General features: G+C 64.3%; 20 protein-coding genes. 8 read left to right on the top strand and 12 right to left on the bottom strand.

Going from position 1 to position 20,766, the window contains the following annotated elements; all coding sequences use genetic code 11:
* Positions 1 to 279: 279 nt before the first annotated feature.
* The 3 genes from ACVIHF_RS28430 to ACVIHF_RS28420 form a co-directional block, all read right to left on the bottom strand.
* On the bottom strand, positions 280 to 1,341 hold the full coding sequence (locus ACVIHF_RS28430) for an ABC transporter permease (protein ID WP_253606989.1): 1,062 nt from the start codon (positions 1,339 to 1,341) through the stop codon (positions 280 to 282).
* The gene (locus ACVIHF_RS28425) at positions 1,338 to 2,864 is read right to left on the bottom strand and encodes a sugar ABC transporter ATP-binding protein (protein WP_253606990.1); all 1,527 of its coding nucleotides are present in this window, start codon (positions 2,862 to 2,864) and stop codon (positions 1,338 to 1,340) included. The genes ACVIHF_RS28430 and ACVIHF_RS28425 overlap by 4 nt, the downstream gene beginning before the upstream one ends.
* Positions 2,865 to 2,928: 64 nt before the next feature.
* Positions 2,929 to 3,894, bottom strand: a complete 966-nt coding sequence (locus ACVIHF_RS28420; RefSeq protein WP_225158724.1) for a sugar-binding protein — start codon at positions 3,892 to 3,894, stop codon at positions 2,929 to 2,931.
* A gap of 241 nt (positions 3,895 to 4,135) precedes the next feature.
* Here ACVIHF_RS28420 and ACVIHF_RS28415 point away from each other — a divergent pair, with 241 nt between their 5' ends.
* Together ACVIHF_RS28415 and ACVIHF_RS28410 are read left to right on the top strand one after the other, a co-directional pair.
* Positions 4,136 to 5,401 (top strand): ROK family protein, encoded by a 1,266-nt coding sequence (locus tag ACVIHF_RS28415; RefSeq protein ID WP_168855345.1) that lies wholly within the window; start codon positions 4,136 to 4,138, stop codon positions 5,399 to 5,401.
* Positions 5,402 to 5,481: 80 nt separating this feature from the next.
* A complete protein-coding gene (locus ACVIHF_RS28410) occupies positions 5,482 to 6,240 on the top strand; it encodes an SDR family NAD(P)-dependent oxidoreductase (protein WP_057017428.1) in 759 nt (252 codons plus the stop codon).
* On the opposite strand, the gene ACVIHF_RS28405 is transcribed toward ACVIHF_RS28410, so the two are convergent.
* The 3 genes from ACVIHF_RS28405 to ACVIHF_RS28395 all read right to left on the bottom strand — a co-directional run bounded on the left by ACVIHF_RS28405 (position 6,237) and on the right by ACVIHF_RS28395 (position 9,175).
* The gene (locus ACVIHF_RS28405) at positions 6,237 to 7,058 is read right to left on the bottom strand and encodes a MetQ/NlpA family ABC transporter substrate-binding protein (RefSeq protein WP_253606991.1); all 822 of its coding nucleotides are present in this window, start codon (positions 7,056 to 7,058) and stop codon (positions 6,237 to 6,239) included. The two genes, ACVIHF_RS28410 and ACVIHF_RS28405, sit on opposite strands and share 4 nt — an antisense overlap.
* A gap of 71 nt (positions 7,059 to 7,129) precedes the next feature.
* Complete coding sequence (locus tag ACVIHF_RS28400) at positions 7,130 to 8,470, bottom strand: LLM class flavin-dependent oxidoreductase (protein ID WP_456792902.1); 1,341 nt, start codon at positions 8,468 to 8,470, stop codon at positions 7,130 to 7,132.
* A gap of 27 nt (positions 8,471 to 8,497) precedes the next feature.
* Positions 8,498 to 9,175 (bottom strand): class I SAM-dependent methyltransferase, encoded by a 678-nt coding sequence (locus ACVIHF_RS28395; RefSeq protein WP_253609888.1) that lies wholly within the window; start codon positions 9,173 to 9,175, stop codon positions 8,498 to 8,500.
* On the opposite strand from ACVIHF_RS28395, the gene ACVIHF_RS28390 reads away from it, so the two are divergent.
* The 6 genes from ACVIHF_RS28390 to ACVIHF_RS28365 all read left to right on the top strand — a co-directional run bounded on the left by ACVIHF_RS28390 (position 9,059) and on the right by ACVIHF_RS28365 (position 14,980).
* Positions 9,059 to 9,406: a hypothetical protein gene (locus ACVIHF_RS28390; protein ID WP_253610083.1), complete on the top strand. Its 348-nt coding sequence runs from the start codon at positions 9,059 to 9,061 to the stop codon at positions 9,404 to 9,406. The genes ACVIHF_RS28395 and ACVIHF_RS28390 overlap by 117 nt on opposite strands.
* Positions 9,407 to 9,710: 304 nt before the next feature.
* A complete protein-coding gene (locus tag ACVIHF_RS28385) occupies positions 9,711 to 11,147 on the top strand; it encodes an FAD-dependent oxidoreductase (RefSeq protein WP_253606993.1) in 1,437 nt (478 codons plus the stop codon).
* A 97-nt stretch (positions 11,148 to 11,244) separates the two neighbouring features.
* Positions 11,245 to 12,174 (top strand): TauD/TfdA dioxygenase family protein, encoded by a 930-nt coding sequence (locus ACVIHF_RS28380; protein WP_253606994.1) that lies wholly within the window; start codon positions 11,245 to 11,247, stop codon positions 12,172 to 12,174.
* Between the two features lie 25 nt (positions 12,175 to 12,199).
* Positions 12,200 to 13,255 (top strand): ABC transporter substrate-binding protein, encoded by a 1,056-nt coding sequence (locus ACVIHF_RS28375; RefSeq protein ID WP_253606995.1) that lies wholly within the window; start codon positions 12,200 to 12,202, stop codon positions 13,253 to 13,255.
* Positions 13,252 to 14,118 (top strand): ABC transporter ATP-binding protein, encoded by an 867-nt coding sequence (locus tag ACVIHF_RS28370; protein ID WP_253606996.1) that lies wholly within the window; start codon positions 13,252 to 13,254, stop codon positions 14,116 to 14,118. The genes ACVIHF_RS28375 and ACVIHF_RS28370 overlap by 4 nt, the downstream gene beginning before the upstream one ends.
* Entirely contained in the window at positions 14,111 to 14,980 is an 870-nt protein-coding gene (locus ACVIHF_RS28365) for an ABC transporter permease (RefSeq protein WP_253606997.1), read from the top strand. The genes ACVIHF_RS28370 and ACVIHF_RS28365 overlap by 8 nt, the downstream gene beginning before the upstream one ends.
* Before the next feature lie 12 nt (positions 14,981 to 14,992).
* Here ACVIHF_RS28365 and epsC read toward each other — a convergent pair whose 3' ends face one another.
* The 6 genes from epsC to ACVIHF_RS28335 all read right to left on the bottom strand — a co-directional run bounded on the left by epsC (position 14,993) and on the right by ACVIHF_RS28335 (position 20,441).
* Positions 14,993 to 15,946: a serine O-acetyltransferase EpsC gene (gene epsC, locus ACVIHF_RS28360; protein WP_253606998.1), complete on the bottom strand. Its 954-nt coding sequence runs from the start codon at positions 15,944 to 15,946 to the stop codon at positions 14,993 to 14,995.
* Positions 15,947 to 15,965: 19 nt separating this feature from the next.
* Positions 15,966 to 16,538: a flavin reductase family protein gene (locus ACVIHF_RS28355; protein ID WP_057017437.1), complete on the bottom strand. Its 573-nt coding sequence runs from the start codon at positions 16,536 to 16,538 to the stop codon at positions 15,966 to 15,968.
* A gap of 138 nt (positions 16,539 to 16,676) precedes the next feature.
* Positions 16,677 to 17,906: an acyl-CoA dehydrogenase family protein gene (locus ACVIHF_RS28350; RefSeq protein ID WP_310881578.1), complete on the bottom strand. Its 1,230-nt coding sequence runs from the start codon at positions 17,904 to 17,906 to the stop codon at positions 16,677 to 16,679.
* A gap of 42 nt (positions 17,907 to 17,948) precedes the next feature.
* Positions 17,949 to 18,953 (bottom strand): NrtA/SsuA/CpmA family ABC transporter substrate-binding protein, encoded by a 1,005-nt coding sequence (locus ACVIHF_RS28345; protein ID WP_050387474.1) that lies wholly within the window; start codon positions 18,951 to 18,953, stop codon positions 17,949 to 17,951.
* A 10-nt stretch (positions 18,954 to 18,963) separates the two neighbouring features.
* Entirely contained in the window at positions 18,964 to 19,689 is a 726-nt protein-coding gene (locus tag ACVIHF_RS28340; RefSeq protein WP_253607000.1) for an ABC transporter ATP-binding protein, read from the bottom strand.
* The gene (locus ACVIHF_RS28335) at positions 19,686 to 20,441 is read right to left on the bottom strand and encodes an ABC transporter permease subunit (RefSeq protein ID WP_085970476.1); all 756 of its coding nucleotides are present in this window, start codon (positions 20,439 to 20,441) and stop codon (positions 19,686 to 19,688) included. Before ACVIHF_RS28335 ends, ACVIHF_RS28340 begins: the two co-directional genes overlap by 4 nt.
* Positions 20,442 to 20,766 lie beyond the last annotated feature (325 nt).

The raw sequence follows: 20,766 nt of genomic DNA, 5'->3' as shown, positions 1-20,766 counted from the left end.
ATTTTTGTGCCACGTTCCCGCCCAAAGCCCTTCAGCGGGGAACGCGATCGTTTCAGTGCATCGATCCATCAACCAGAGATAGAATTCGTGCGCGCGCAAAGCCCTTCAAGACGGCGGCGAGGGGTCTGCCTGCGGCTCAGCTGGGCCAGGCCTGCTGCGCCAATTTGGATACGAGCGCCGCGAGCTTGATTGATCTTGCGCCTAGGACTCCTTCCCCTCGTTCCTCTACTCAAGCCGCCGCGACCATATTCCCGGTCCGGGTTCTTCCTTTTCGAGTTGTCATGCCTGATCGCCCGTCGTCGTCGGCAACGCAGCCGCGCTATGCGAAGCCGCGCCTTGCAGAATTGTGCTTTCCTTCGATCTTGGCGCAGTGCGGGCGAGGCCTGCGAGCACGGCCTTGCGCCGTCGACGGGCCTGCAATTGCTGATCCGCCAGCACGCCGATCAGTATCACGGTCCCCATCACCGCGAAGTTCAGCGAATTGGGAATGCCGAGGATGTTCACGAGGTTCTGCAGCACCTGCAGCAACGCCGTCCCGAGCACGATGCCCAGAATGGAGCCCTCGCCGCCGCGCAGGCTGCAGCCGCCGAGGACGGCCGCCGCGATCGCATAGAGTTCGTAGAAGTTGCCGAAGGAACTCGGAGAAACCGAGTTGGTGTAGAACACGAACATCACGGTCGAGACGCCGGCGAGCCCGCCGCTGATGACGTAGGCGGTGGCGATCACGAGGTTGGTGTTGATGCCGGAGAAGCGCGCCGCTTCCTCGTTCTTGCCCACGGCATAAAGCCAGCGCCCGTAGACCGAGCGGTGCAACAGCACGCCGAGGATCAGCGCAAGGATGATCAGGAAGATGAAGGTGTTCGGGATGCCCGCAATATTGCCGGAGGCGATATTGCTCAGCGTGCTCGCCTCGTCGCCGTAGCCAAAGCCGCGCGTCGAATCGCTGGTGTAATAGCGCGCGGCGCCGCGATAGATCAGCAGCCCGCACAGCGTCACGATGAAGGGCTGCATTTTCAGCCGCGTAATCAGGAAGCCCTGGATGCCGCCCAGCGCAAGCCCGCCCATCAGGACCAGCACCAGCGCGAACGGCCAGGGCACCTGATAGGTCGTCAGCAGGTCGACGAAGATGACGCCGAGTAGCGCGAACATCGAGCCGAGCGAAAGATCGATTCCTCCGGTGATGATGACGAGGCCTTCACCGAGCGCGAACACGCCGAACAGGCCGATCAGATTGGCCATGTTCAGCAGATTCACGACCGACAGGAAGGCCGGATTGATCGCGCCGGTGATGGCGGAGATCACCGCCAGCAGCAAGAACAGGCCGAGTTCCTTCTTCATCATGGCGCAGCGGCCTCCATGGTTTCGAGTGCTTGGCCGACCGCCAGCCTCAACACGTTGTACTCGCTGAACTGGTTGCGCTCGATCACGCCGCTGACACTGCCTTCATGCATCACCGCCACCCGGTCGGAGACGCCGATGACTTCCTCCATGTCCGAGGAGATCATCACGATCGCGACGCCCTGGTCGGCGAGGCTGCGCATCAGCGCGTAGATCTCGCTCTTGGCGCCGACGTCGATGCCGCGGGTCGGCTCGTCGAAGAACATCACGCGCGGCTGCATGGAGAGCCACTTGCCCAGCACTACTTTCTGCTGGTTGCCGCCGGAGAGCGTCGCGGCTTCGATGTCGATGCTCGGCGCCTTGATGGACAGCCGCCTGGCCTGGTCTTTGGCGATTCTGCGTTCGGCCGCCCCGTTGACCAGCCACATCCGCGCATGATCCAGCAGGCTCGCGAGCGTCACGTTCTCCCGGATCGGCAGTTCCAGCACCAGACCGGATTTCTTGCGATCCTCCGGCACCAGGTAGATCCCTTGCCTGATCGCGTCCCGCGGCGAGGCGACGCCGACCGGCGCGTTGTCGATCCGGATCTCGCCGCCCAGCAGCGGATCGACGCCGAACACCGCGCGGGCAAGCGAGGTGCGGCCGGCGCCGACGAGCCCGGCGAGGCCGAGGATCTCGCCGCGCCGCACCGACAGATTGATCTGTCGGTCGGGAAAGGCAGTGGTCACGACGCCGGCGATATCGCAGCCGCCCGGCTGCGGCGTGCAGGACGGCGGTGTATATAGCGCCTTCAGGTCGCGGCCGATCATCAGCCTAATCATGCCGGCGTGGCTGAGCTCGTCGCGCGCCAATTGCCCCACCGTGCGCCCGTCGCGCAGCACCACGACGCGATCGGCGCAGCTCATGATCTCGCCGAGCCGGTGAGAGATGTAGATCACCGAGATGCCGTGCGTCTTCAGGTCGGCGATCGCCTCGAGCAGCCGCTCCGTCTCCGAAATCGTCAGGCTGGAGGTCGGTTCGTCCATGATGATGACGCGGGCGTCGATCGAGAGCGCCTTGGCTATCTCCACCATCTGGCGCTCCGCGATCGACAAATTCTCGACCAGCGTGCCCGGCGTGAAATCGGCGCCCAGCCGTTCCAGCAGGGGCATCACGCGGGCGTGCATCTGCGCATTGTCCACCAGCTTCAGCGGGCCGCCGGCCAGCTTCTCGCGTCCGATGAAGACATTGGCCGCGACGTCGAGATTTTCGAACAGGTTCAGTTCCTGGTGCACGAAGGCGATGCCACATCGCGTCGCCTCGGTCACCGTCATCCGGGCGTGCTCGGTGCCGCCGATGCGGATCACGCCGGTGCTCGGCGCGATCACGCCGGCCAGCACGCGCATCAGCGTCGATTTGCCGGCGCCGTTCTCGCCGATCAGGCCCAGCACCTCGCCGCGATTGACGCGCAAATTGACGTCGTCGAGCGCCCTGACGCCGGGATAGGTCTTGCTGATTCCGCTGAGTTCCAGCAGCGTTTCCGCCATTCGGCATGTCCTCCTGCACAACGCCCGGCGGCCTGTGGCGGCCGGGCGTTGAAGCCGACTGAAGTTACTTCTTGAGCAGTTCCTTCAGATGTGCGGCGAACTCCGCGACGTTGGTCTTGCTGATCACCTTGGTCGGCACGATCAGCTTGCTGTCCTTCGGAATCCAGGACTTGTCGCCGTTCAGCGTCTTGATGATGTTGGTGGCGGAGAGATAGCCGAACTCGTAGGGCTGCTGCACGACCGTGGATTCGATCGTGCCGTCGGAAATGCCGCGCAGCGTCCGCTGGTCCTCGTCGAAGCCGACGATCTTGACCTTGCCGGCCTTGCCTGCGGCCTTTACCGCGTCATAGATCAGCGGCGTCTCGTAGCTCCATAGGCCGGACAGCAGCGCGATGTCGGGATATTTGACGAGCACGTTCTCCATGTTCGCCTTGGCCTTGGCGAAGTCCACCTGGTCGGTGAACACGTCGACCAGTTCGACCTTGGTGCCGGCGATCGCTTCCTTGATGCCCTGCACCCGCTCGCGGGCGTTGTCGGCGTCCATCGTTCCGACGAACAGTGCGATCTTGCCGCCGTTCGGCAGCGCCTTCTTGATCTCCTCGCCGGCCTGTCGCCCCGCCGCGACGTTGTCGGTGCCGATATAGGCGAGGCGATTGCTCTGCGGCGCGTCGCTGTCCGTGGTGATCAGCACGGTCTTGGCGGCAACCTTGTTGAGTTCTTCGGTTGCATGCGGTGCATCGTCGACCGAGATCGAGATACCGGCGACGCCGCGCACCAGCAGATCGTCCAGTTCGCGCCGCTGGCCGGCCGCCGTCCCTTCATTGGTGACAATCAATTCGATATTGTAGTCCGGGTGCTCCTTCTGCGCCTTCTCAAGCCCACGGCCCGCGATGGTCCAGAAGTCGGCCGCGACATTGGTCACCAGCGCGATGGTCTTTTTCTGCTGTGCCTGTGCTACCCCCGTCGCCATGGCGAGCGCGGCAGCGCCCGCCATGAGCGGCACGATCAATTTTCTGGTTGAGACATTCATATGCACCTCCCTGTCGACACCCCCGGTGAGGGGATTTCACGCCCGGCGCTTTTCACGCCTTATTTTATTCACGTAACTAATAAATTAGCGCGACAAAATGTCCAGTCAAGGATGTTCATGATAACGCCTTCAGCCAATAATAGTATGGGAGTGATGTTTTTCAGTCGCTATCCGCGCTTTTTGACCCACAAACGAGTAGCCTCCGTTGAATAATTTCATCAAGCGAATTAAAAAGCGCAATATGAACGAACAGCCCGAGCCGTTGAGACGTGCTTCGAGCCTGGCCCGCGGATCGAACCCCGGCCGTCTCGTCGAGGTACTGCGACGCCAGGGGCCGTTGCCGCGGGTCGAGCTCGCACGCAGCACGGGCCTGAGCTTCCCCGCCATTTCGGCCATCACGTCGAAGCTGATGGCGGAGGACCTGCTGTGCGAAGCCGAGACAGATGCGGCGACGCTGTGGCCCGACGACGCCGACGAAGAGGACGCGGATGGTGGCCGTCGCCGCGGCCGGCCGGCAGTCCTGCTGACCCTGAATCCCGAATTTGGCCGCATCATCGCGGTCTCGCTGCGCATGAATCTGGTCGAGACACTGATCGCCGATTTCAGCGGCTCCGCCCTGGCGCAATCGCGACTTGAACTCGCGACGCGCGCGCTCGATGCAAGCGCACTATGCGAGCTCGTGATCGCACAGATCGACGCCATGCTTGAGGCGACCGCCACGCCGCGACATCGCTTGCTCGGAATCGGAATAGCGCTGCAGGGCATCGTCGACGGCGATACCGGCCGGCATCTGTGGAGCCCGGCGCTGTCGATCACCGACGTCGATCTTGCCAAGCCGATCCACCAGGCGTTCGCCGTCGAAGTCGTGATGGCGAACGACGCGGTCGCGGTCGCGCTGTCCCTCGCTGCCGCCGAACCGGCACTGGCGCAGGGCCTCACGGCCACGATCATGGTGGGCCACGGCGTCGGCATGGGCATCATTGTCGACGGTGAAGCGCGCTGGGGTGCCGGCGCGGGCAGTGAGATCGGTCATGTCAAATTGGCGCTGAACGGCCCGCAATGCCGCTGCGGTCAGCGCGGCTGCATCGAGGCCCATCTTGCCGACTATGCGCTTTACCGCGATGCCCGCACCTTTCTCGACCTGCCGCCGGCGGCGTCGCAGCAACCGTCCGAGGCGCAGATGGCTCTGTTGCGCGATCGGGCGCGGAGCGGCGATTCCCGTCTCGAGCACTTGTTCCAGCAGGCGGGTCACGCGCTTGCCGAAGCGGTCGCCACGACGATATCGGTGCTGCGCCCGCATCATGTCATCCTCGCAGGTCCCGGCCTGCAGGCATTCGACATGATGCGCAGTGCCTATGAGGAGAGGCTCGACCAGGCGGTGCTGCCGTGGCTGCTCAAGTCCACGGCAATATATGTGCGTCCAAGCGAGTCGGCGACCATCGTCGACGGCATGGTGCGGCGGACGCTGCGGGTCGTGGACCGCAGCCTCATGGAGACAACCGAGTGAACCTCGGAATCTGTGGCCCTTTTGCCTGAGCCGCAGCAACGCAACCGACGCCTTCAGGCGCCAATATCGAGAGGATGCCAATGCAGGGCGCCATCTATCCAAGTCTCAAGGACCGGACCGTACTGGTCACCGGCGGCGGTTCCGGCATCGGCGAGGCGATCGTCCGCCGGTTCATCGGCCAGGGCGCGCGGGTCGGATTCATCGATATCGATCTGACGTCGTCGGAGCAGCTGCTGTCCGATCTCGGGGCACAAGCCCGCGTGCACTTCGAACATGCCGATCTGCGCGACATCGGCGCGCTGCGGCGCGCGGTCGCCGGCATCCGCGAGGCGCTCGGGCCGGTCACCATCCTGGTCAACAATGCGGCCCGCGACGACCGTCACGCGATTGAGGACGTCACACCGGAATTCTGGGACGAGCGGATCGCCGTCAACCTGAAGCACCAGTTTTTCAGCGCCCAGGCGGTCGCGCCGGACATGAAGCAGGCAGGGGGCGGTTCGATCGTCAACATCGGCTCGGTGAGCTGGGTGATCGGCCAGGGCAACATGCCTTGCTACACAACGGCCAAATCAGCCGTTCAGGGCCTCACCCGTGCGCTGGCCCGCGATCTCGGGCCGCACAACATACGGGTCAATTCCATCCTGCCCGGATGGATCATGACCCAGCGGCAGCAGGATCTGTGGTTGACGTCTGAAGGCGTGGCCGAGCTGATGCAGCGCCAATGCCTCAAGCGCAAACTCGTGCCTGATGATATCGCCCGCGTCGTGCTGTTCTTTGCCGCCGATGACAGCGGTGCCTGCACCAACCAGAGCCATATCGTGGATGGTGGCTGGGTCTAGCGCTTCAAGTAATCCGGCAAGGTAAACCCGTCATAGAAGCGGTCGGACAGGATCGCGGTCTTGAATGTCTGTGACTTGTAGCCGGCGACGATGTCCTGCGCCCACGGCGAGCCCGCATTGGCCTGCTTCACCGCGACCACATTGATATAGGGCGTCGTCATCTTCTCCAGGGCGAATGCATTGGTCAGCTTCAAGCCGCTGTAGATCGCGAAGTTGCCCTGGATGGCGGCGAAATCAACGTCATCGAGCGCGCGCGGCGCCTGTGCCGCTTCCAGCGGCACGATCTTGATGCCGCCGGGGTTCTTGATCACGTCGAGTTCGCTGACATCGACCGGCTTGGAGTCGCGAATCTCGACGAGGCCGAGATCGCGCAGGATCCAGAGCGCACGCTGCAGATTGACGGGATCGTTGGGCACGGCCACGGTCGAACCGGGCTTGATCGGCGAGCCGACCGGGTGCTTCTTCGAGTAAAGCCCCATCGGGGGCGTCGGGACGTGGACGATGCCGACGAGGTCGGTTTGCTGCCGCTCGTTGTACGAGTTCAGGAAGATCGTGTGCTGCATGACGTTGGCGTCGATCTCGCCCTTGAACACTGCATTATTGGCTTCCAGCCCGGTCGAAAACTCGACATAGCGGATACGGTAGCCCTTCTTCTCGAGTTCCGGCGCGACGCCAACCTTGAATTCGTCGATGTAGGGGCCCGGCACGAAGCCGACTTTCAGATCGGATTTGGCTGATGTCTCCGCGTGCAGGGCGGCGCCGGTCAGAGCACCGAGAATGAGCAGGGTCGAAAGCAACAGGACGCGCGCAGTGGTCATTGAATTCTCAAATCCTCAGGCTGTGGGCAAATAGCGATCCGGCCGACGCGGGGTCGGCGGTTTCGATCACGTCAGGCGATCGCCTTGATCGATCCGGAAAATAGGCTTTGCGGCCGGCTCAGTCCGTAATGGTCACGCAGCGTCGTGCCGCTGTACTCGTCGCGGAACAGGCCGCGCTTGCGCAGGATCGGCACGACCTGCTCGGCGAAGATATCGAACCCGCCGGGTAGCCAGGGCGGCATCACGTTGAAGCCGTCGGCCGCGCCATTCTCGAACCAGGTCTGGATGTTGTCGGCGATCTTCTCCGGCGGGCCCGCGATCACCCAGTGGCCGCGCGCCCCGGCGAGACGCTGCACGAGCTGGCGGATGGTCGGCTGCTCGCGATCGACGATCTCGACCACGAGCTTGAAACGGCTGGCGACCCCGCGGGCGCTGCCGGTGTCGATCAGGTGGCGCGGAAAGGGACCGTCGAGGTCGAAGCCGGAGAGGTTGAGCCCGATCATCTGGCGAAGTTGGGTCAACGAGTATTCCGGCTGGATCAGCTCGTTGAACTCGTCCTGCAACAGGTCGGCTTCGGCCTGCGTGCTGGCGATGAACGGACTGATGCCCGGCAGGATCCTGACCTGATCGGGGCTGCGGTCGAACGCGCGTGCCTGCCGCTTGATGTCCGCATAAAACTCCTGGGCGCTCGCCAGCGTCTGATGCGCGGTGAAGATCGCTTCGGCATAGCGCGCGGCAAAGGCGCGTCCGTCATCAGACGAACCCGCCTGGACATAGACCGGCCGTCCCTGCGGTGTCCGCGAGATGTTGAGCGGACCGCGCACCCGGAAGTGCTTTCCGACGTGATCGATCGGATGGATCTTTCCCGTATCGGCGAAAATGCCGGATGCGGGGTCGTTCACCACGGCGTCGTCTTCCCAGCTGTCCCACAGCCGCGTGATGACATCGATATATTCCCGCGCCCGCTCGTAGCGCTCGTGGTGAGGTGGATGCTCGGGCAAGCCAAAGTTCTGCGCCGCCTGTGCCGTGCTGGTCGTGACGATGTTCCAGCCGGCCCGGCCGCCGCTGAGGTGATCGAGTGAGGCGAACAGGCGGGCCAGATTGTAGGGCTCGGTATAGGTCGTCGACGCGGTCGCGATCAGGCCGATCCGTTTCGTGGCGCCGGCGATCGCGGCCAGCCAGGTGATCGGCTCGAACCGGAAGCGTTGTGCGTAGCGAACATTGTCGGCGAGCGCGGGGCCGTCGGCGAAGAAGATCGCGTCGAATTTCTGCGCCTCGGCACGCTGCGCCAGCTCCTGGTAATAGCTGACGTCAAGGATGCGATCCGCCGCAGACCCCTGGTAGCGCCACGCCGCCTCGTGATGGCCGCCGGGATAAATAAAGAGGTTAAGGGAAAGCTGTCGTTTGCTCATCTCGGATCTCGTGAGTTTTGCTGATTATTATTGGTGGGACGGCGCCTTGTGCGCAAACGCGAAGCGCAGGTAGCGCTCCAGCTTCAAACCTTCGGGCGTGCGCTGTTCTTCGACAAGGCGCGCGAAGGTGCGGCGCACCAGTTCGCGCTCGTGAGAGGTGAACGCTTCGAGGAAATTTCCGAATGCGCTCGCTTCCGACCACTGCAGCAGCGATGCCGCATCGTCGTGGATATCGATCAGCGCGCGCAGCTCGCTGCGGTAGCCGGCGAAGCCGTGTGCCGCGAACAGCGATTTGAGCTCCTCGTCGGTCGATCCGAGCACCGGGTTCGAGTCCTGGCGATCGCCGGCAAGACCCGCCTCGATGATGGCGCGACGAAGCAGCAGGCGCGACTGGTGCGGCCTGGACGGATCCTGCACATTCAACCCGAGGCGGCCGCCGGGCTTGAGTACGCGCCGGATCTCCCGCAGCGCGCGATCCTTGTCGGAGATCCAATGGAAGACGCTATTGAGATAGATCGCGTCGAACTGCGCGTCGTCGAAGCGCGACAGTTCTTCGGCGCGCCCGGTGGCGAACTGGAGGTTATCCCCTTGCCGAAGGCGCGCAATTTCGATGCGGCCGGCAAGTGGATCGATACCGATCACGCGGCCGTCCGGACCGACCAGTCCGGCGACGAATTCCGCAAGTCGGCCGGTTCCCGTCCCGATGTCGAGCACGTGCTCGCCGGTCTTGATGGCGAGCGGCCCGATCAGGAACTTGCCGTGGCGAAATTGAACGAGTCCCGCTTCATCATAGGAGCGGGCGAGCTCCGGGGTATCGTGTTCAAGGCTGATGTTGCCAGCAGTTCGCGGCATTTCGAGAGATCCATCGTTGCTCGCCGCGCGTCGACGTCAGGCGCGTGCGCTGCGTCAGACTCTATGTCGGCGGCGGTGAAATGAATTTGCGTTGTTGCACGGCAAGCGAGCATGAACGTGACGAGTTCGTCGTTCACCGGAGATGACTGCGATCGCGCCGATCCCGGCGACGTATGATTTGGGAAGTTCTCCCGATCGATCGCGCCGATCCCGCACGTCGCAATGCACATGAGATGATCGGTCAGGCGGCGATCATCGCAAATATTTCAATGCCCGCGTTGTCCACGACGCGAACATTGCCTGCTATCAAAAACAAAGCTGGTTTCGTTTCATTGACTGAATGTCGATCGCTTTTACGATTTGTAACGTCAAAGCGAGGTGGTCATTCATGCCGCAATCCGATCCCGACAGCGTCGCCCGCGAGGCCCTCCGGCTGATCGGGGCCGACCCACAGAACTGGGTGCCTGATCGCGACGGAATCGATCACAACGTCGTCGTGGTCGGCGGTGGCCAGTCCGGCGCGGCCTTCGCGTTTGCGTTTCGGCGCGCCGGGATCGGCAAGGTCTCGGTGATCGATGCCGCCGCCGACGCCAGCAAGGCCGGCGTGTGGCTGACGAGCGCGCGAATGCACAAGCTTCGCACCCCGAAGACGCTTCCAGGTCCGGAGCTCGGTCTGCCCGGTCTCGGTTTCCAAGCATGGTATGAAACGCGCCATGGCGCGGCGGCCTTCGACGCGCTCGATCGGATTCCGCGGCTCGACTGGGCGGCCTATCTCGACTGGTATCGCCGCGTGACAGGCGCCGGCATTCGTTACGGTACGCGGCTGCTCCGCATCGAGCCTGCAGCCGATCATTTGCGGTTACATCTGGAGCGGAGCGGGGTCACGACCATCGAGACCACGCGCAAGCTGGTGCTCGCAACCGGCTTTGCGGGTAGCGGGGGCGCTTATGTCCCCGACGCGCTGCGTGTCCTGCCGAAACGATTCCGTGCGCATACATCGGAGAAGATCGATTTCAGGACGCTGCGAGGTCTTTCCGTTGCGGTGATCGGGAGTGCTGCGTCGGCCTTCGATGCGGCGGCCGCAGCCCTTGAGGCCGGAGCGCGTGATGTTCATCTGTTTGCACGCCGGGAAACCTTGGCCGCGTTGCCGGTCATTCGGATCCGCGGCTACCCGGGAGCCTATGACAACTATGGCAGCTTGCCCGACGCGGTGCGCTGGCATCAAGCGATTCGGTTCAGGCAGGCTGGGTCGACCCCGCCGCCGGATGCGATCTCGCGCGCGGTAGCCTTCCCCAATTTTCATCTGCACCTGGGCGCACCCTGGACCTCGGCGCAATTGAAGGGGGTGCGGCCGGTCGCCATCACTCCGCAGGGCGAGTTCGCGTTCGATTTCGCGATTGCGGGAACTGGCTATTCCGTCGATCTGGGCGCGCAGTCAGAGCTCGGCGATTTCGCCGACGAAATCCTTCTGTGGCGAGATCGCTTCGTGCCGCCTGACGACGAAAAGGACGATCGCCTGGCGGCCTATCCTTATCTCGGGTCCGGGCACGAGTATCTGGAGAAAGTTCCGGGCCGCGCGCCGTATCTGAAGGACATTCACGTCTTCAACCCGGCAGCATTTGTCAGCTTCGGCCTGCCGATCGGCGACGTTCCAAGCTTCAAGCGCGACATTCCGGGGATCACGGCCAGGGTCAGCCGCGATCTGTTCCTGGCCGACCTTGCATCTCACGAGGCGCGCATCAACGGAGAGATCGCGGAGGATTTCACCGCCGAGCTCTATGCACCGGCTGTCTGGCGACCGCCGCAGCCCGTCGCGGCGGAATAGCGAGGATCACGACCACATCATTGATCTCCGCCGTCGTTTCCGCGACCGGCGCATGGCGGAGCCTTGTCCAGGGGATCGCGGCGACGAGACCAACATCATGAGCAAGACGACCACCATCGACAACGTCATTCCGCGCGCCGACATCGTCAAGCGTGCCGCCCGGCTTGGTGCCGAGATCAAGAATGTGAAGCTGTCGGGTGACCTTCCCGACGCGGTCATCCGTGCTGTCAACCAGGTGCTGCTCGAGCACAAGGTGATCTTCTTCCGCGACCAGGAGCACCTCGACGACGCCGAGCAGGAGCGCTTCGCGGTCAGGCTCGGCAAACTGGTGCCGCATCCGACCGTCGGCCCGAGCAAGGGTACGTCGTCGATCCTCGAGCTGGACTCGGGGCGTGGTGGCGGCCGCGCGGACCAATGGCATACCGACGTCACGTTCGTCGATGCCTATCCGAAGATCTCGGTGCTGCGCGGTGTGGTGATCCCGCCCTATGGCGGTGACACCGTCTGGTCCAACACGGCGGCCGCCTATCTCGATCTGCCTCCGCCGTTGCGCAAGCTCGCCGACGAGCTCTGGGCGGTTCACAGCAATGCCTATGGTTACGCGGTGAAGTCTCGCGCCACCGACGCCGACAGAAAGCATTTCGACGAGGTATTCACCGGGACGATCTATGAGACCGAGCATCCGGTCGTGCGCGTCCATCCCGAAACGGGCGAGCACACGCTGGTGCTCGGCAATTTCGTCCAGCGCTTTGTCGGCCTGCCGAAATATGACGGCCAGAAGCTGTTCGATCTGTTCCAGTCCCACATCACGGCTCCGGAGAATACCGTGCGCTGGAGCTGGCGGGCCGGAGACGTCGCGATCTGGGACAATCGCGCGACCCAGCACTACGCCGTCAATGACTACGGCGATCAGCATCGTGTGGTGCGCCGCGCCACCATCGACGGCGAGGTTCCGGTCAGCGTCGACGGCCGCCACAGCGTGACGCGGATCAAATCGCCGAAGCCGCAAGCGGCGAAGGCAGCCTGAGCATGTCGCCTATTGGAGCAACACAATGAATGCCATCATTCGAATTCTGCGCGCGCGGCGAGCCGCTGCGCGCCGGGCGGCGCGATTGCTGCTGGCCGGCGTCTTTGCGTTGGGCCTGATCGCTTCGGCCTTCGCCGAGCCACCGCTCGAGAAGACCGAGATCCGTTATCAAGGCTGGGCCGGGCAGGTGACGTTCACCGAGCTCGCCGAGGACCTCGGCTACCTCGCGCCGCTCAAGCTCAAATGGGTCGGCAACACCATCAGCGGACCGCAGGACATCCAGACCGTCGTCACCGGCGACATCGACGTCGGCGGCGCTTTCTATGGCGCGATTATCAAGCTGATCGCGGCCAAGGCACCGATCAAGGCGGTGGTCGGCTACTACGGCTCCGACGCGAACACCTATTACGGCTACTATGTGAAGGATGACAGTCCGATCAAGACGGCCCGTGACCTGATCGGCAAGAAGGTCGCGGTCAATACGCTTGGCGCCCATCTGGAGTTCGTGCTGCGTGAGTATCTGGCGCGGAACGGTCTTAGCGCCGGCGAGACCAAGCAGGTGACATTGGTGGCGGTCCCACCCGTTACCGGCGAGCAGGCGCTGCGGCAAGGGCAGGTCGAGGTGAGCGCGCTCAGCGGCGTGTTGCGCGACAAGGCGCTGGAGCGTGGCGGGATCCGTTCGCTCTTCAACGATACCGATCTGTTCGGACAGTTCACCGGCGGTGCCTATGTGCTGCGGGAGAAGTTCATCAAGGACAATCCGAACACCGCCCGCAAGCTGGTTGAGGGGATCTCGCGCGCGATCCAGTGGGCGCAGACGGCGCCGCCCGATGAAGTGCGGGCTCGCTTCAACCGGATCATCGCGGAGCGCAAGCGCAACGAGGACGCCTCCTCGATCAAGTACTGGAAGAGCACCGGCGTCGCGTCCAAGGGCGGCGTGATCTCGGATGCTGAGCTGCAGGTCTGGGTCGACTGGCTGGTCAAGGATGGCCTGCTCAAGCCGGGCCAGATCAAGGCCTCGGACACCTACACCAACGAGTTCAACTATTTCCGTCCCGGAAAGACGGCGGAGGCGCGATGACGTCGGTCAAGATCAGCTTTGACAAGGTCCGCAAGGAGTTCGTCACCCGAGGCGAGGGAGGCCGGCCGGCGGGCCATTTCACCGCGCTCGAGGACATCACGTTCGACGTCCGCGCCGGCGAATTCCTTGCCCTGGTCGGTCCAAGCGGTTGCGGCAAGTCGACATTGCTCGATCTGCTCGGCGGGCTCGCAACGCCGACCAGCGGCCGCATCCTGCTCGATGGCCGGCCGATCATCGGTCCCGGACGCGACCGCGGTGTCGTGTTCCAGCAATATGCGCTGTTTCCATGGCGCACCGCCGTGCAGAACGTCGAGTTCGGGCTCGACATTGCCGGCCTCAAGCCGAAGCAGCGCGGAGAGATCGCGCGGCACTTCCTCGACTTGGTCGGGCTGTCCGGCTTTGCCGACCGTTACCCGCACGAGCTTTCCGGCGGCATGAAGCAGCGTGTCGCGATTGCGCGGAGCCTGGCCTACGATCCGGAAGTGCTGCTGATGGACGAGCCGTTCGCCGCGCTCGATGCCCAGACGCGCGAAACGCTGCAGGGCGAGCTGCTGCGGATCTGGCGTGCCACTGGCAAGACCATCATCTTCATTACCCATGGCATCGACGAGGCGATCGTGCTCGGCCAGCGCGTGGCGGTCATGACGTCGCGTCCGGGGCGGATCAAGGAGATTGTCGATATCCCCGCGGCCTTGCGCAGCGAAGCCGAGGACGTGCGCTCGCTGCCGGAATTCGGCCGCGTGCGCCATGAGATCTGGAGCCTGCTCCGCGAGGAGGTGCAGAAGGCGCAGCAGGGGCAATCGGCGGGCAGGGTCAGCGCAGGCCGTGTCGAGCGTGAAGTAAAGGAAGTCGCTCATGTCTAGCCTGGAGATGCTGACATTGCTGGAGCTCGCGCATGAACGGCGAGACGAGCAAGCGGCGGCGGCGCGGTCACCGCTGGTGAGCGCGGCCCGCGCCGCGACCCGCGGTCTGGCAGCTTTCGGGCGCCGCTCCCTGCTGCTGATCGCCCTTCTGGCGATCTGGGAGGCCGCGCCCAGGCTCGGCTTGATCGACGCGGTGTTTCTGCCGCCATTCTCTGGTGTCATCGCCGCAGGCTGGCAGCTCGCGCAAACCGGCGAGCTCTATGACGACGCCTCCGCGAGCCTGCTCCGCGCCCTGAGCGGGTTTCTGGTGTCGGTCGTGTTGTTCGTCCCGCTCGGGCTGGCCGTCGGCTGGTACACAAGGCTCGGCGATCTGCTCAACCAGTTCATCGAGATTTGCCGCAATACCGCGCCGCTCGCGCTCCTGCCGGTGTTCATCCTGCTGCTTGGCATCGGCGAGCTCTCGAAGGTCACGATGGTAGTCTATAGCTGCGCCTGGCCGCTCCTGCTCAACACCATCGCCGCGGTGAAGCAGGTCGATCCGCTCTTGATCAAGTCGGCGCGGACCATGGGCGCGACCCCACAGCAACTGTTCCGCAAGGTGATCCTTCCGGCGGCGCTTCCGACGATCTTTGTCGGCATTCGCCTCGCCAGTGCGTCAGCCATGCTGGTGCTGGTCGCATCCGAGATGGTCGGCGCCAAGGCCGGTCTCGGCTATCTCATCATCAACAGCCAGTACAGCTTCCTGATCCCGCAGATGTATTTCGGCATAATCGGGATCACCGTGATCGGGTTGGCATTCAATGCGGTCCTGGAGGCGTTGGAACGGCGCTTGATGCGATGGAAGGCACAGGTTGCGGCGTGATGAGATCGTGGTTCAGGCGCCGCTCGGGCTGTTTCGTGCGGTGGCCTGCGTCACAATGCTGTTCGGCGGCACGTCCTTGGTCAGCCAGACGTTGCCGCCGATGGTCGAGCCGCGGCCAATCGTGATCCGGCCGAGTATGGTTGCGCCGGCGTAGATCACGACGTCATCCTCGACGATCGGATGGCGGGCGTCGCCCTTGATCACATGGCCCTCGTCGTCGGTCGGGAAATGCCGCGCGCCGAGCGTGACCGCCTGATAGATCCGGACGTTGTTGCCGATGATGGCGGTTTCGCCGATCACGACGCCGGTTCCGTGATCGATGAAGAAGCCGGAGCCGATCCGGGCGCCGGGATGGATATCGATGCCGGTCCTTGTGTGGGCGATCTCCGACATCAGGCGAGCCACCAGCCGCGCGCCGATCTGGTAGAGCAGATGTGCAAGACGATGGTGGATGATGGCGGTCATCCCCGGATAGCCGATCAGGATCTCGGGAAAATTCCGCGCCGCCGGGTCTCCAACGAATGCCGCCCGCAGATCGTTGATCAGAAGTCCGCGGACCGGCGGCAGATGGGTGGCGAATGCGCGTGTCAGCTCGATCGCCTCCTCATGCACAAAGCCCGGCTCCAGCTCGTCGCCGACGAACAGCGCGCCGCGATGGATCTGCGCGCTGAGCGAATCCAATGCTGTGCTCAGCGTGTTGCCGACGAAATAGTCGATGTTCTCGCCGTCGAGGTCCGATTGGCCGTAGTGGCGCGGAAACAGCGCCTCGGTGAGGCCGTCGAGGATCGCCTCCAGCGCGTCCCGCGAGGGCGCGCGGCGTGCCTCGCCGTCGCGCCGGATGCTATGGGTCTCCTCGCGGGAGGTGCGCAGCTCGGCCACGATCCGGTCGAGCTGCCAGCGGCCCGGTGGTCTGCTGACCGGGCTGGCCGTTGACGGAGGCGATGCTGGCGGCAATTCGCGTTTCATGCTGCACCCTTTCTCTGCCCTAACGGACATGCGCCAGAGGAATGCTGACTTCGGCCAATAGGTCGAGATCGGCCTCGTGATCGATCTGGACATACTGTCCATTCCAGTAGGTGAGGCCGGACAGCCGATGCGACAATTCCATGCTGGCGAGGCGGCCCACGATGATGCCATGGGAATGCCGCTCGATGATCTCCTCGACCTGGCATTCGATCATCGCAAGCGAACGCTGCAGCAACGGCACGCCCGAGGCTCCATGGGTCCAGTCGGTGCCCTCGAAGCGTTCCCTGCCTTTCAGCCGGCCATTGCTGAAGCGCTCGGCCAGGGCCTGCTGGTCGGAGCCGAGGATGTTGACGCCGAACAGCCGATGGCGGGCGATCGGTGCGAAGGACGATGCCTGCCGGTTGATGCTGACCAGCAGCCGGGGTGGGCTGGCGCTGAGCGACGTCAGCGAGGTCACCGTCATGCCGGTGATGTCCTCACCCTGTCCTGCGGTGATGATGCAAACGCCGCCCGGGAGGCGGCGCATGACAAGGCGAAATTGACGCTCGATCTCGTGGTCGGCATCCACAAGATGAATATCCGGCTTGCTCATCGGGATTCTCCCTTGCATTGCCTCGCCGGATTGGACCTCGCCAGAGCGTTTTCGAGCGAAGTGGATACCGGTTCGCGTGAAGAAAACGCATCAAAACAACAATCCAGAGCTCCGTTCCGATTCGATCGGAGTGGGGCTCTAGAAGAAGCCCTTGGCGGGTAGCGGCGTGCCGCTGATCTCGTATTGTCCGATCGAGCGCGCCTTGAAGGTGTTTGGATTGTGCGACGCCAGGGTGCGCGCGTTGCGCCAGTGGCGGTCGAAATTGGTCGCCTTCTTGGTGGCCGATGCGCCGCCGACATCGAACAGCAGGCTGCCGCTCCGGATCGCGAATTCGTCCGCAACGATCTTGGCCTTGGCCGACAGCAGCGCGGCCTTGTGCGCGGCATCGACGGCGCTTTCGTCACCTGCATCGAAGGCGTCGGTGGCGGCATCGAGCGCCTCCCCGGCCGCAAGCACCACGGTCTCGGCGGCGAATGCGCTGCTGGCGATCTGACCGACGGTCTGTTGCAGCAGCGGGTCGTCCGCCGGGACCTCACTCGGCGCGTAATAGAACGTCCGCTTGCGGGTCCGCACCAGGGCGCTGGCGTCGCGCAGCACGGCGCGCGCGATGCCGGCATTGATCGCGGTCAGGAACAGCTGGGCAAATGTGTTGGAGTAGGGAATGCCGTAGCCGGTATCCGGTGCATCGAACACGACCTCCTGGCGCTTGACGCGCACGTTGCGGAAGTGGGTGGTGCCGGTCGCCGTCAGCCGCTGCCCGAGACCGTCCCAGTCGTCGATCAGCTCAATGCCCTCGCGGTTCACCGGAATCAGCACGGCTGCATTGGTGGCGGATGTGTCGGCGGTGCGAACGAGGACGTAGTCCGAATACAGTGTGCCGGTGCTATAGTATTTCGTGCCGTTGAGCAGGTAGTCGTCGCCGTCGGCAGTGAGTGTCGTGTTCGGCGTGAGATTGCCGACCTTCGGCGTGTCGAGCTCGGTCGCCGCGAGCCCGATGATCGCGCCGTCGGCAACTGCCTTCTGCCACTGCCTGTGCTGATCGTCCTTCGGCCGGCGCACCAGGCGTTCGACGACGCTGAAATGGTTGCGCAGGATATGCGCGACATTGGCGTCGGCCTCGCCGAGACCGATGACGATCTCGAACAATGCGCGAATCGACAGGCCGGCGCCGCCGGCTTCGATCGGAAGCCGCAACGCGCCGAGGCGGGCCTTGCGAATGAGATCGACTTGCGCGAACGGCAGGACGCGCTCGCGTTCGCGGTCGGCGGCGCCTTCCGCGATGCGGCCGAGCAGCGCGTCGATATCGGGTGCGCGGCTGTGAAGGCGGTCGGAAGGCTCCAGCGAGGTGGCGGACAGAGGCTTGTTCATTGGTATCACCCAAATGGCGTTGATTGATATGACGGCTACTGATCAGAGCTGGGCCAGGTGGTCGGTGACTTTGATCGGCTCCGGGAGCACCTTGCGCGCGACCAGCCAGTCGGCGGCCCTTTGCAGCTCGGCGAGGAAGTTTTCGTCGTTGGCGGCGAAGTAGCGATACTGCCGGTTCAGCGCGATGAACTGGTCGCGGACCTGGTCGCTGTACTTGCCGGCCTTCTGCGCGATGTATTCGGCATCCTTGCTGTTCGCGGAGATCCACTTGCCTTCAGCGCGGAAGGCATCGTTGACGGCCCGGACCAGCGCAGGATTGTCGGTCGCAAATTTTCGGGTGGTCAGGTAGGACGTGTAGTCGATCTGGAACTCGAGATCGCGACCTTCCAGGAAGATGTCGTGCGCCTTGTATTCGAGCCGCGCGATATCGACGCCCGGGCTCCACATCGACCAGGCGTCGACCTTCCCGGAGGCCAGCGCCGGCGCTGCGTCCGGCGGGTTGAGATAGACGAACGTCACCTTGGAGCGGTCGACCTTGTGCTTCTCGAGCGCGGCAACCAGCAGGAATTCGCCGAGACCCGAACGGTTCACCGCCACCGACTTGCCGACGAGATCCTCGACCTTGTTTATGCCAGAGTCATCCCGCGCGATGATCGCAGTGGTGCGCGGCTCGTAGACCACGAATTGGGTGAACACCAGCGGCGAGCCGGCGATGATCGCGGCGAGTGCCGGCGTCGTGCTGCCGCCGAAGCTGAAATCGGCGCTGCCGCCGGTCACAGCCTGCAGCGTCGGCGCATGATTGGGGAACGGCCCGAGCCACTCGACCTTGATGCCGTCCCTGGCCAGCAGCTTCTCGAACTCGCCGCGCTCCTTGGCAATCAAATTGAGGCCGCTCAAACCCCAGGTCAGACGCACCGTGTCGGTGACGCGGCCGGTCGCCGCATGCGCCGGCTCGGACAGGTCAAAGCCGGCAAGCGCGCCGATGCCGAAGGCGGCGCCGCCAAGGAAGCTGCGACGGGTGGGGTTGGTGAACCGGGGGATAGACATTGAGTGGTCCTCAGGCAGGAATGGGGTGAGAGGTGTCGACGCCGAGCTCGGCCAGCAGGTCGGTGCGGGCGATCGGCGCTGCGCCGTTACGTTTCATGGGATGCTCGAACGCGATCCGGCCCTCGCGCATCACCAGGATGCGGTCGGCGAGCGCGATCGCCTCGTCGACGTCGTGGGTGACCAGGAGCACGCCGGGCCGATGGACGGCGACCAGCTCGCGCACCAGATCGTGCATGCGAATGCGAGTCAGCGCATCGAGCGCTGCGAACGGCTCGTCGAGCAAGAGCAACTCGGGCTCCTGCACCAGCGCGCGCGCCAGCGCCACGCGCTGCGCCTGTCCGCCCGAGAGGTTGCGCGGCCAGTCATCGAGACGGCCGCCGAGTCCGACCTCGGTGAGCGCGGTGGCGGCGCGCTGACGGGCGTCGCTCGCATTGAGGCCGAGCGAGACGTTGCGCCACAGACTGTCCCACGGCAGCAGCCGGTGCTCCTGGAAAACGACGGCCGGCCGCCGTGGTGCCGTGATGCGCCCGCCGTCGATCGCATCAAGGCCGGCCAGCGCCCGCAGCAGCGTGGTCTTGCCGCAGCCGCTTTCGCCGAGCAGGACGACGAACTCGCCGCGCTCGATGCGCAGGTTGAGGTTCTCGATCACCACGCGGCTGCCATAGGCGCGATGCAGTCCCGTCACCAGGACGGCCGGCGCAATCGCGGCCGGTGAGGGCACGGCGTGCAGCGTCATCGCGCGCCCCCATAGTTCGGATGCCAGGCTAATAGCCGTCGCTCCAGGGCGCGCGCGATGCCGTCGGCGGCGACGCCGATCAGCGCATAGATCACGATCGTCAGCACGATCACGTCGGTGCGCAGGAACTCGCGCGCATCCATGGCGAGAAAGCCGATGCCGGACTGGGCGCCGATGGTCTCCGCGACCACCAGTGCCAGCCACGCGGTCGCCAGCGCATAGCGCACACCGGTCAGGATCGAGGGCAGGGCGCCGGGCAGGATGACGCGCCGGATCAGCTCGAGTGTCCCGAGGCCCTGGACGCGGCCGAGCTCGAGCAGCTTCGGGTCGACCTGCCGGATACCCAGCGTGGTGTTGATGTAGATCGGGAAGGCGACGCCGAGCGCGACCAGGAAGACCTTCTGGGCTTCGCCGACGCCGAGCCAGACGATCACCAGCGGCAGCGCGGCGAGAAACGGGATCGCGCGGATCATCTGGATGCTGCGGTCGATCGCGGCCTCCGCGATCCGCGAGAAGCCCACGAGGATACCGAGCGCGAATCCGACGCTGCCGCCGATCGCAAAACCGGCCGTTGCGCGCAGCAGGCTGACGCCGAGATCGTTCAGCAGGCTTCCGGACGTCGCCAGCTTGAATGCCGTGCGGACGACCTTGCTCGGTGCCGGCAGCACCTGCGGCGAGAGCCAGCCGGCCTGCGCCAGCAATTCCCAGACGATCAGAAGCACGACCGGGGCGAGCCACGACAGCAGCAGCATGCCGCGCCGGCCGATCTCTACTCGTGGCTTCCGGGACGGCGATGCCGTTTGAACGCTGCGCGGCGTTGAATCAAACGCGATCGATGACGCAGCCTGTTCGAGGTTGCTCAAGTCTGTTCTGTCCTCGTCTAACATTGCGCGCGAGCATCATTGATCGCGCGCGGCATGGTTCGCCGTTCTCTCGATGAACGGCGCGTCGCCGCACGAAAGAAGGCGTTGTTTATCTCGCGCAAACTGTCCCACGAATTTTCTCGAACAGAAATAGAGCCGTATTCCAATTGTCGCTGCGTCCGGAGTTTTCTGGTTTATCGGCGCGCGCGGCGCG

The sequence above is a fragment of the Bradyrhizobium sp. USDA 4506 genome, from assembly GCF_054058795.1.
The sequence above is the reverse complement of the archived record's forward strand: the minus strand, read 5'-3'. Positions and strand labels throughout refer to the sequence as shown.

Bases quoted from the DNA above. Each gene is read 5' to 3' on its own strand.
- ACVIHF_RS28430 (WP_253606989.1), bottom strand. From the start codon at position 1,341: ATGATGAAGAAGGAACTCGGCCTGTTCTTGCTGCTGGCGGTGATCTCC.
- ACVIHF_RS28425 (WP_253606990.1), bottom strand. From the start codon at position 2,864: ATGGCGGAAACGCTGCTGGAACTCAGCGGAATCAGCAAGACCTATCCC.
- ACVIHF_RS28420 (WP_225158724.1), bottom strand. From the start codon at position 3,894: ATGAATGTCTCAACCAGAAAATTGATCGTGCCGCTCATGGCGGGCGCT.
- ACVIHF_RS28415 (WP_168855345.1), top strand. From the start codon at position 4,136: ATGAACGAACAGCCCGAGCCGTTGAGACGTGCTTCGAGCCTGGCCCGC.
- ACVIHF_RS28410 (WP_057017428.1), top strand. From the start codon at position 5,482: ATGCAGGGCGCCATCTATCCAAGTCTCAAGGACCGGACCGTACTGGTC.
- ACVIHF_RS28405 (WP_253606991.1), bottom strand. From the start codon at position 7,058: ATGACCACTGCGCGCGTCCTGTTGCTTTCGACCCTGCTCATTCTCGGT.
- ACVIHF_RS28400 (WP_456792902.1), bottom strand. From the start codon at position 8,470: ATGAGCAAACGACAGCTTTCCCTTAACCTCTTTATTTATCCCGGCGGC.
- ACVIHF_RS28385 (WP_253606993.1), top strand. From the start codon at position 9,711: ATGCCGCAATCCGATCCCGACAGCGTCGCCCGCGAGGCCCTCCGGCTG.
- ACVIHF_RS28380 (WP_253606994.1), top strand. From the start codon at position 11,245: ATGAGCAAGACGACCACCATCGACAACGTCATTCCGCGCGCCGACATC.
- ACVIHF_RS28375 (WP_253606995.1), top strand. From the start codon at position 12,200: ATGAATGCCATCATTCGAATTCTGCGCGCGCGGCGAGCCGCTGCGCGC.
- ACVIHF_RS28370 (WP_253606996.1), top strand. From the start codon at position 13,252: ATGACGTCGGTCAAGATCAGCTTTGACAAGGTCCGCAAGGAGTTCGTC.
- ACVIHF_RS28365 (WP_253606997.1), top strand. From the start codon at position 14,111: ATGTCTAGCCTGGAGATGCTGACATTGCTGGAGCTCGCGCATGAACGG.
- epsC (WP_253606998.1), bottom strand. From the start codon at position 15,946: ATGAAACGCGAATTGCCGCCAGCATCGCCTCCGTCAACGGCCAGCCCG.
- ACVIHF_RS28355 (WP_057017437.1), bottom strand. From the start codon at position 16,538: ATGAGCAAGCCGGATATTCATCTTGTGGATGCCGACCACGAGATCGAG.
- ACVIHF_RS28350 (WP_310881578.1), bottom strand. From the start codon at position 17,906: ATGAACAAGCCTCTGTCCGCCACCTCGCTGGAGCCTTCCGACCGCCTT.
- ACVIHF_RS28345 (WP_050387474.1), bottom strand. From the start codon at position 18,953: ATGTCTATCCCCCGGTTCACCAACCCCACCCGTCGCAGCTTCCTTGGC.
- ACVIHF_RS28340 (WP_253607000.1), bottom strand. From the start codon at position 19,689: ATGACGCTGCACGCCGTGCCCTCACCGGCCGCGATTGCGCCGGCCGTC.
- ACVIHF_RS28335 (WP_085970476.1), bottom strand. From the start codon at position 20,441: ATGCTGCTGCTGTCGTGGCTCGCCCCGGTCGTGCTTCTGATCGTCTGG.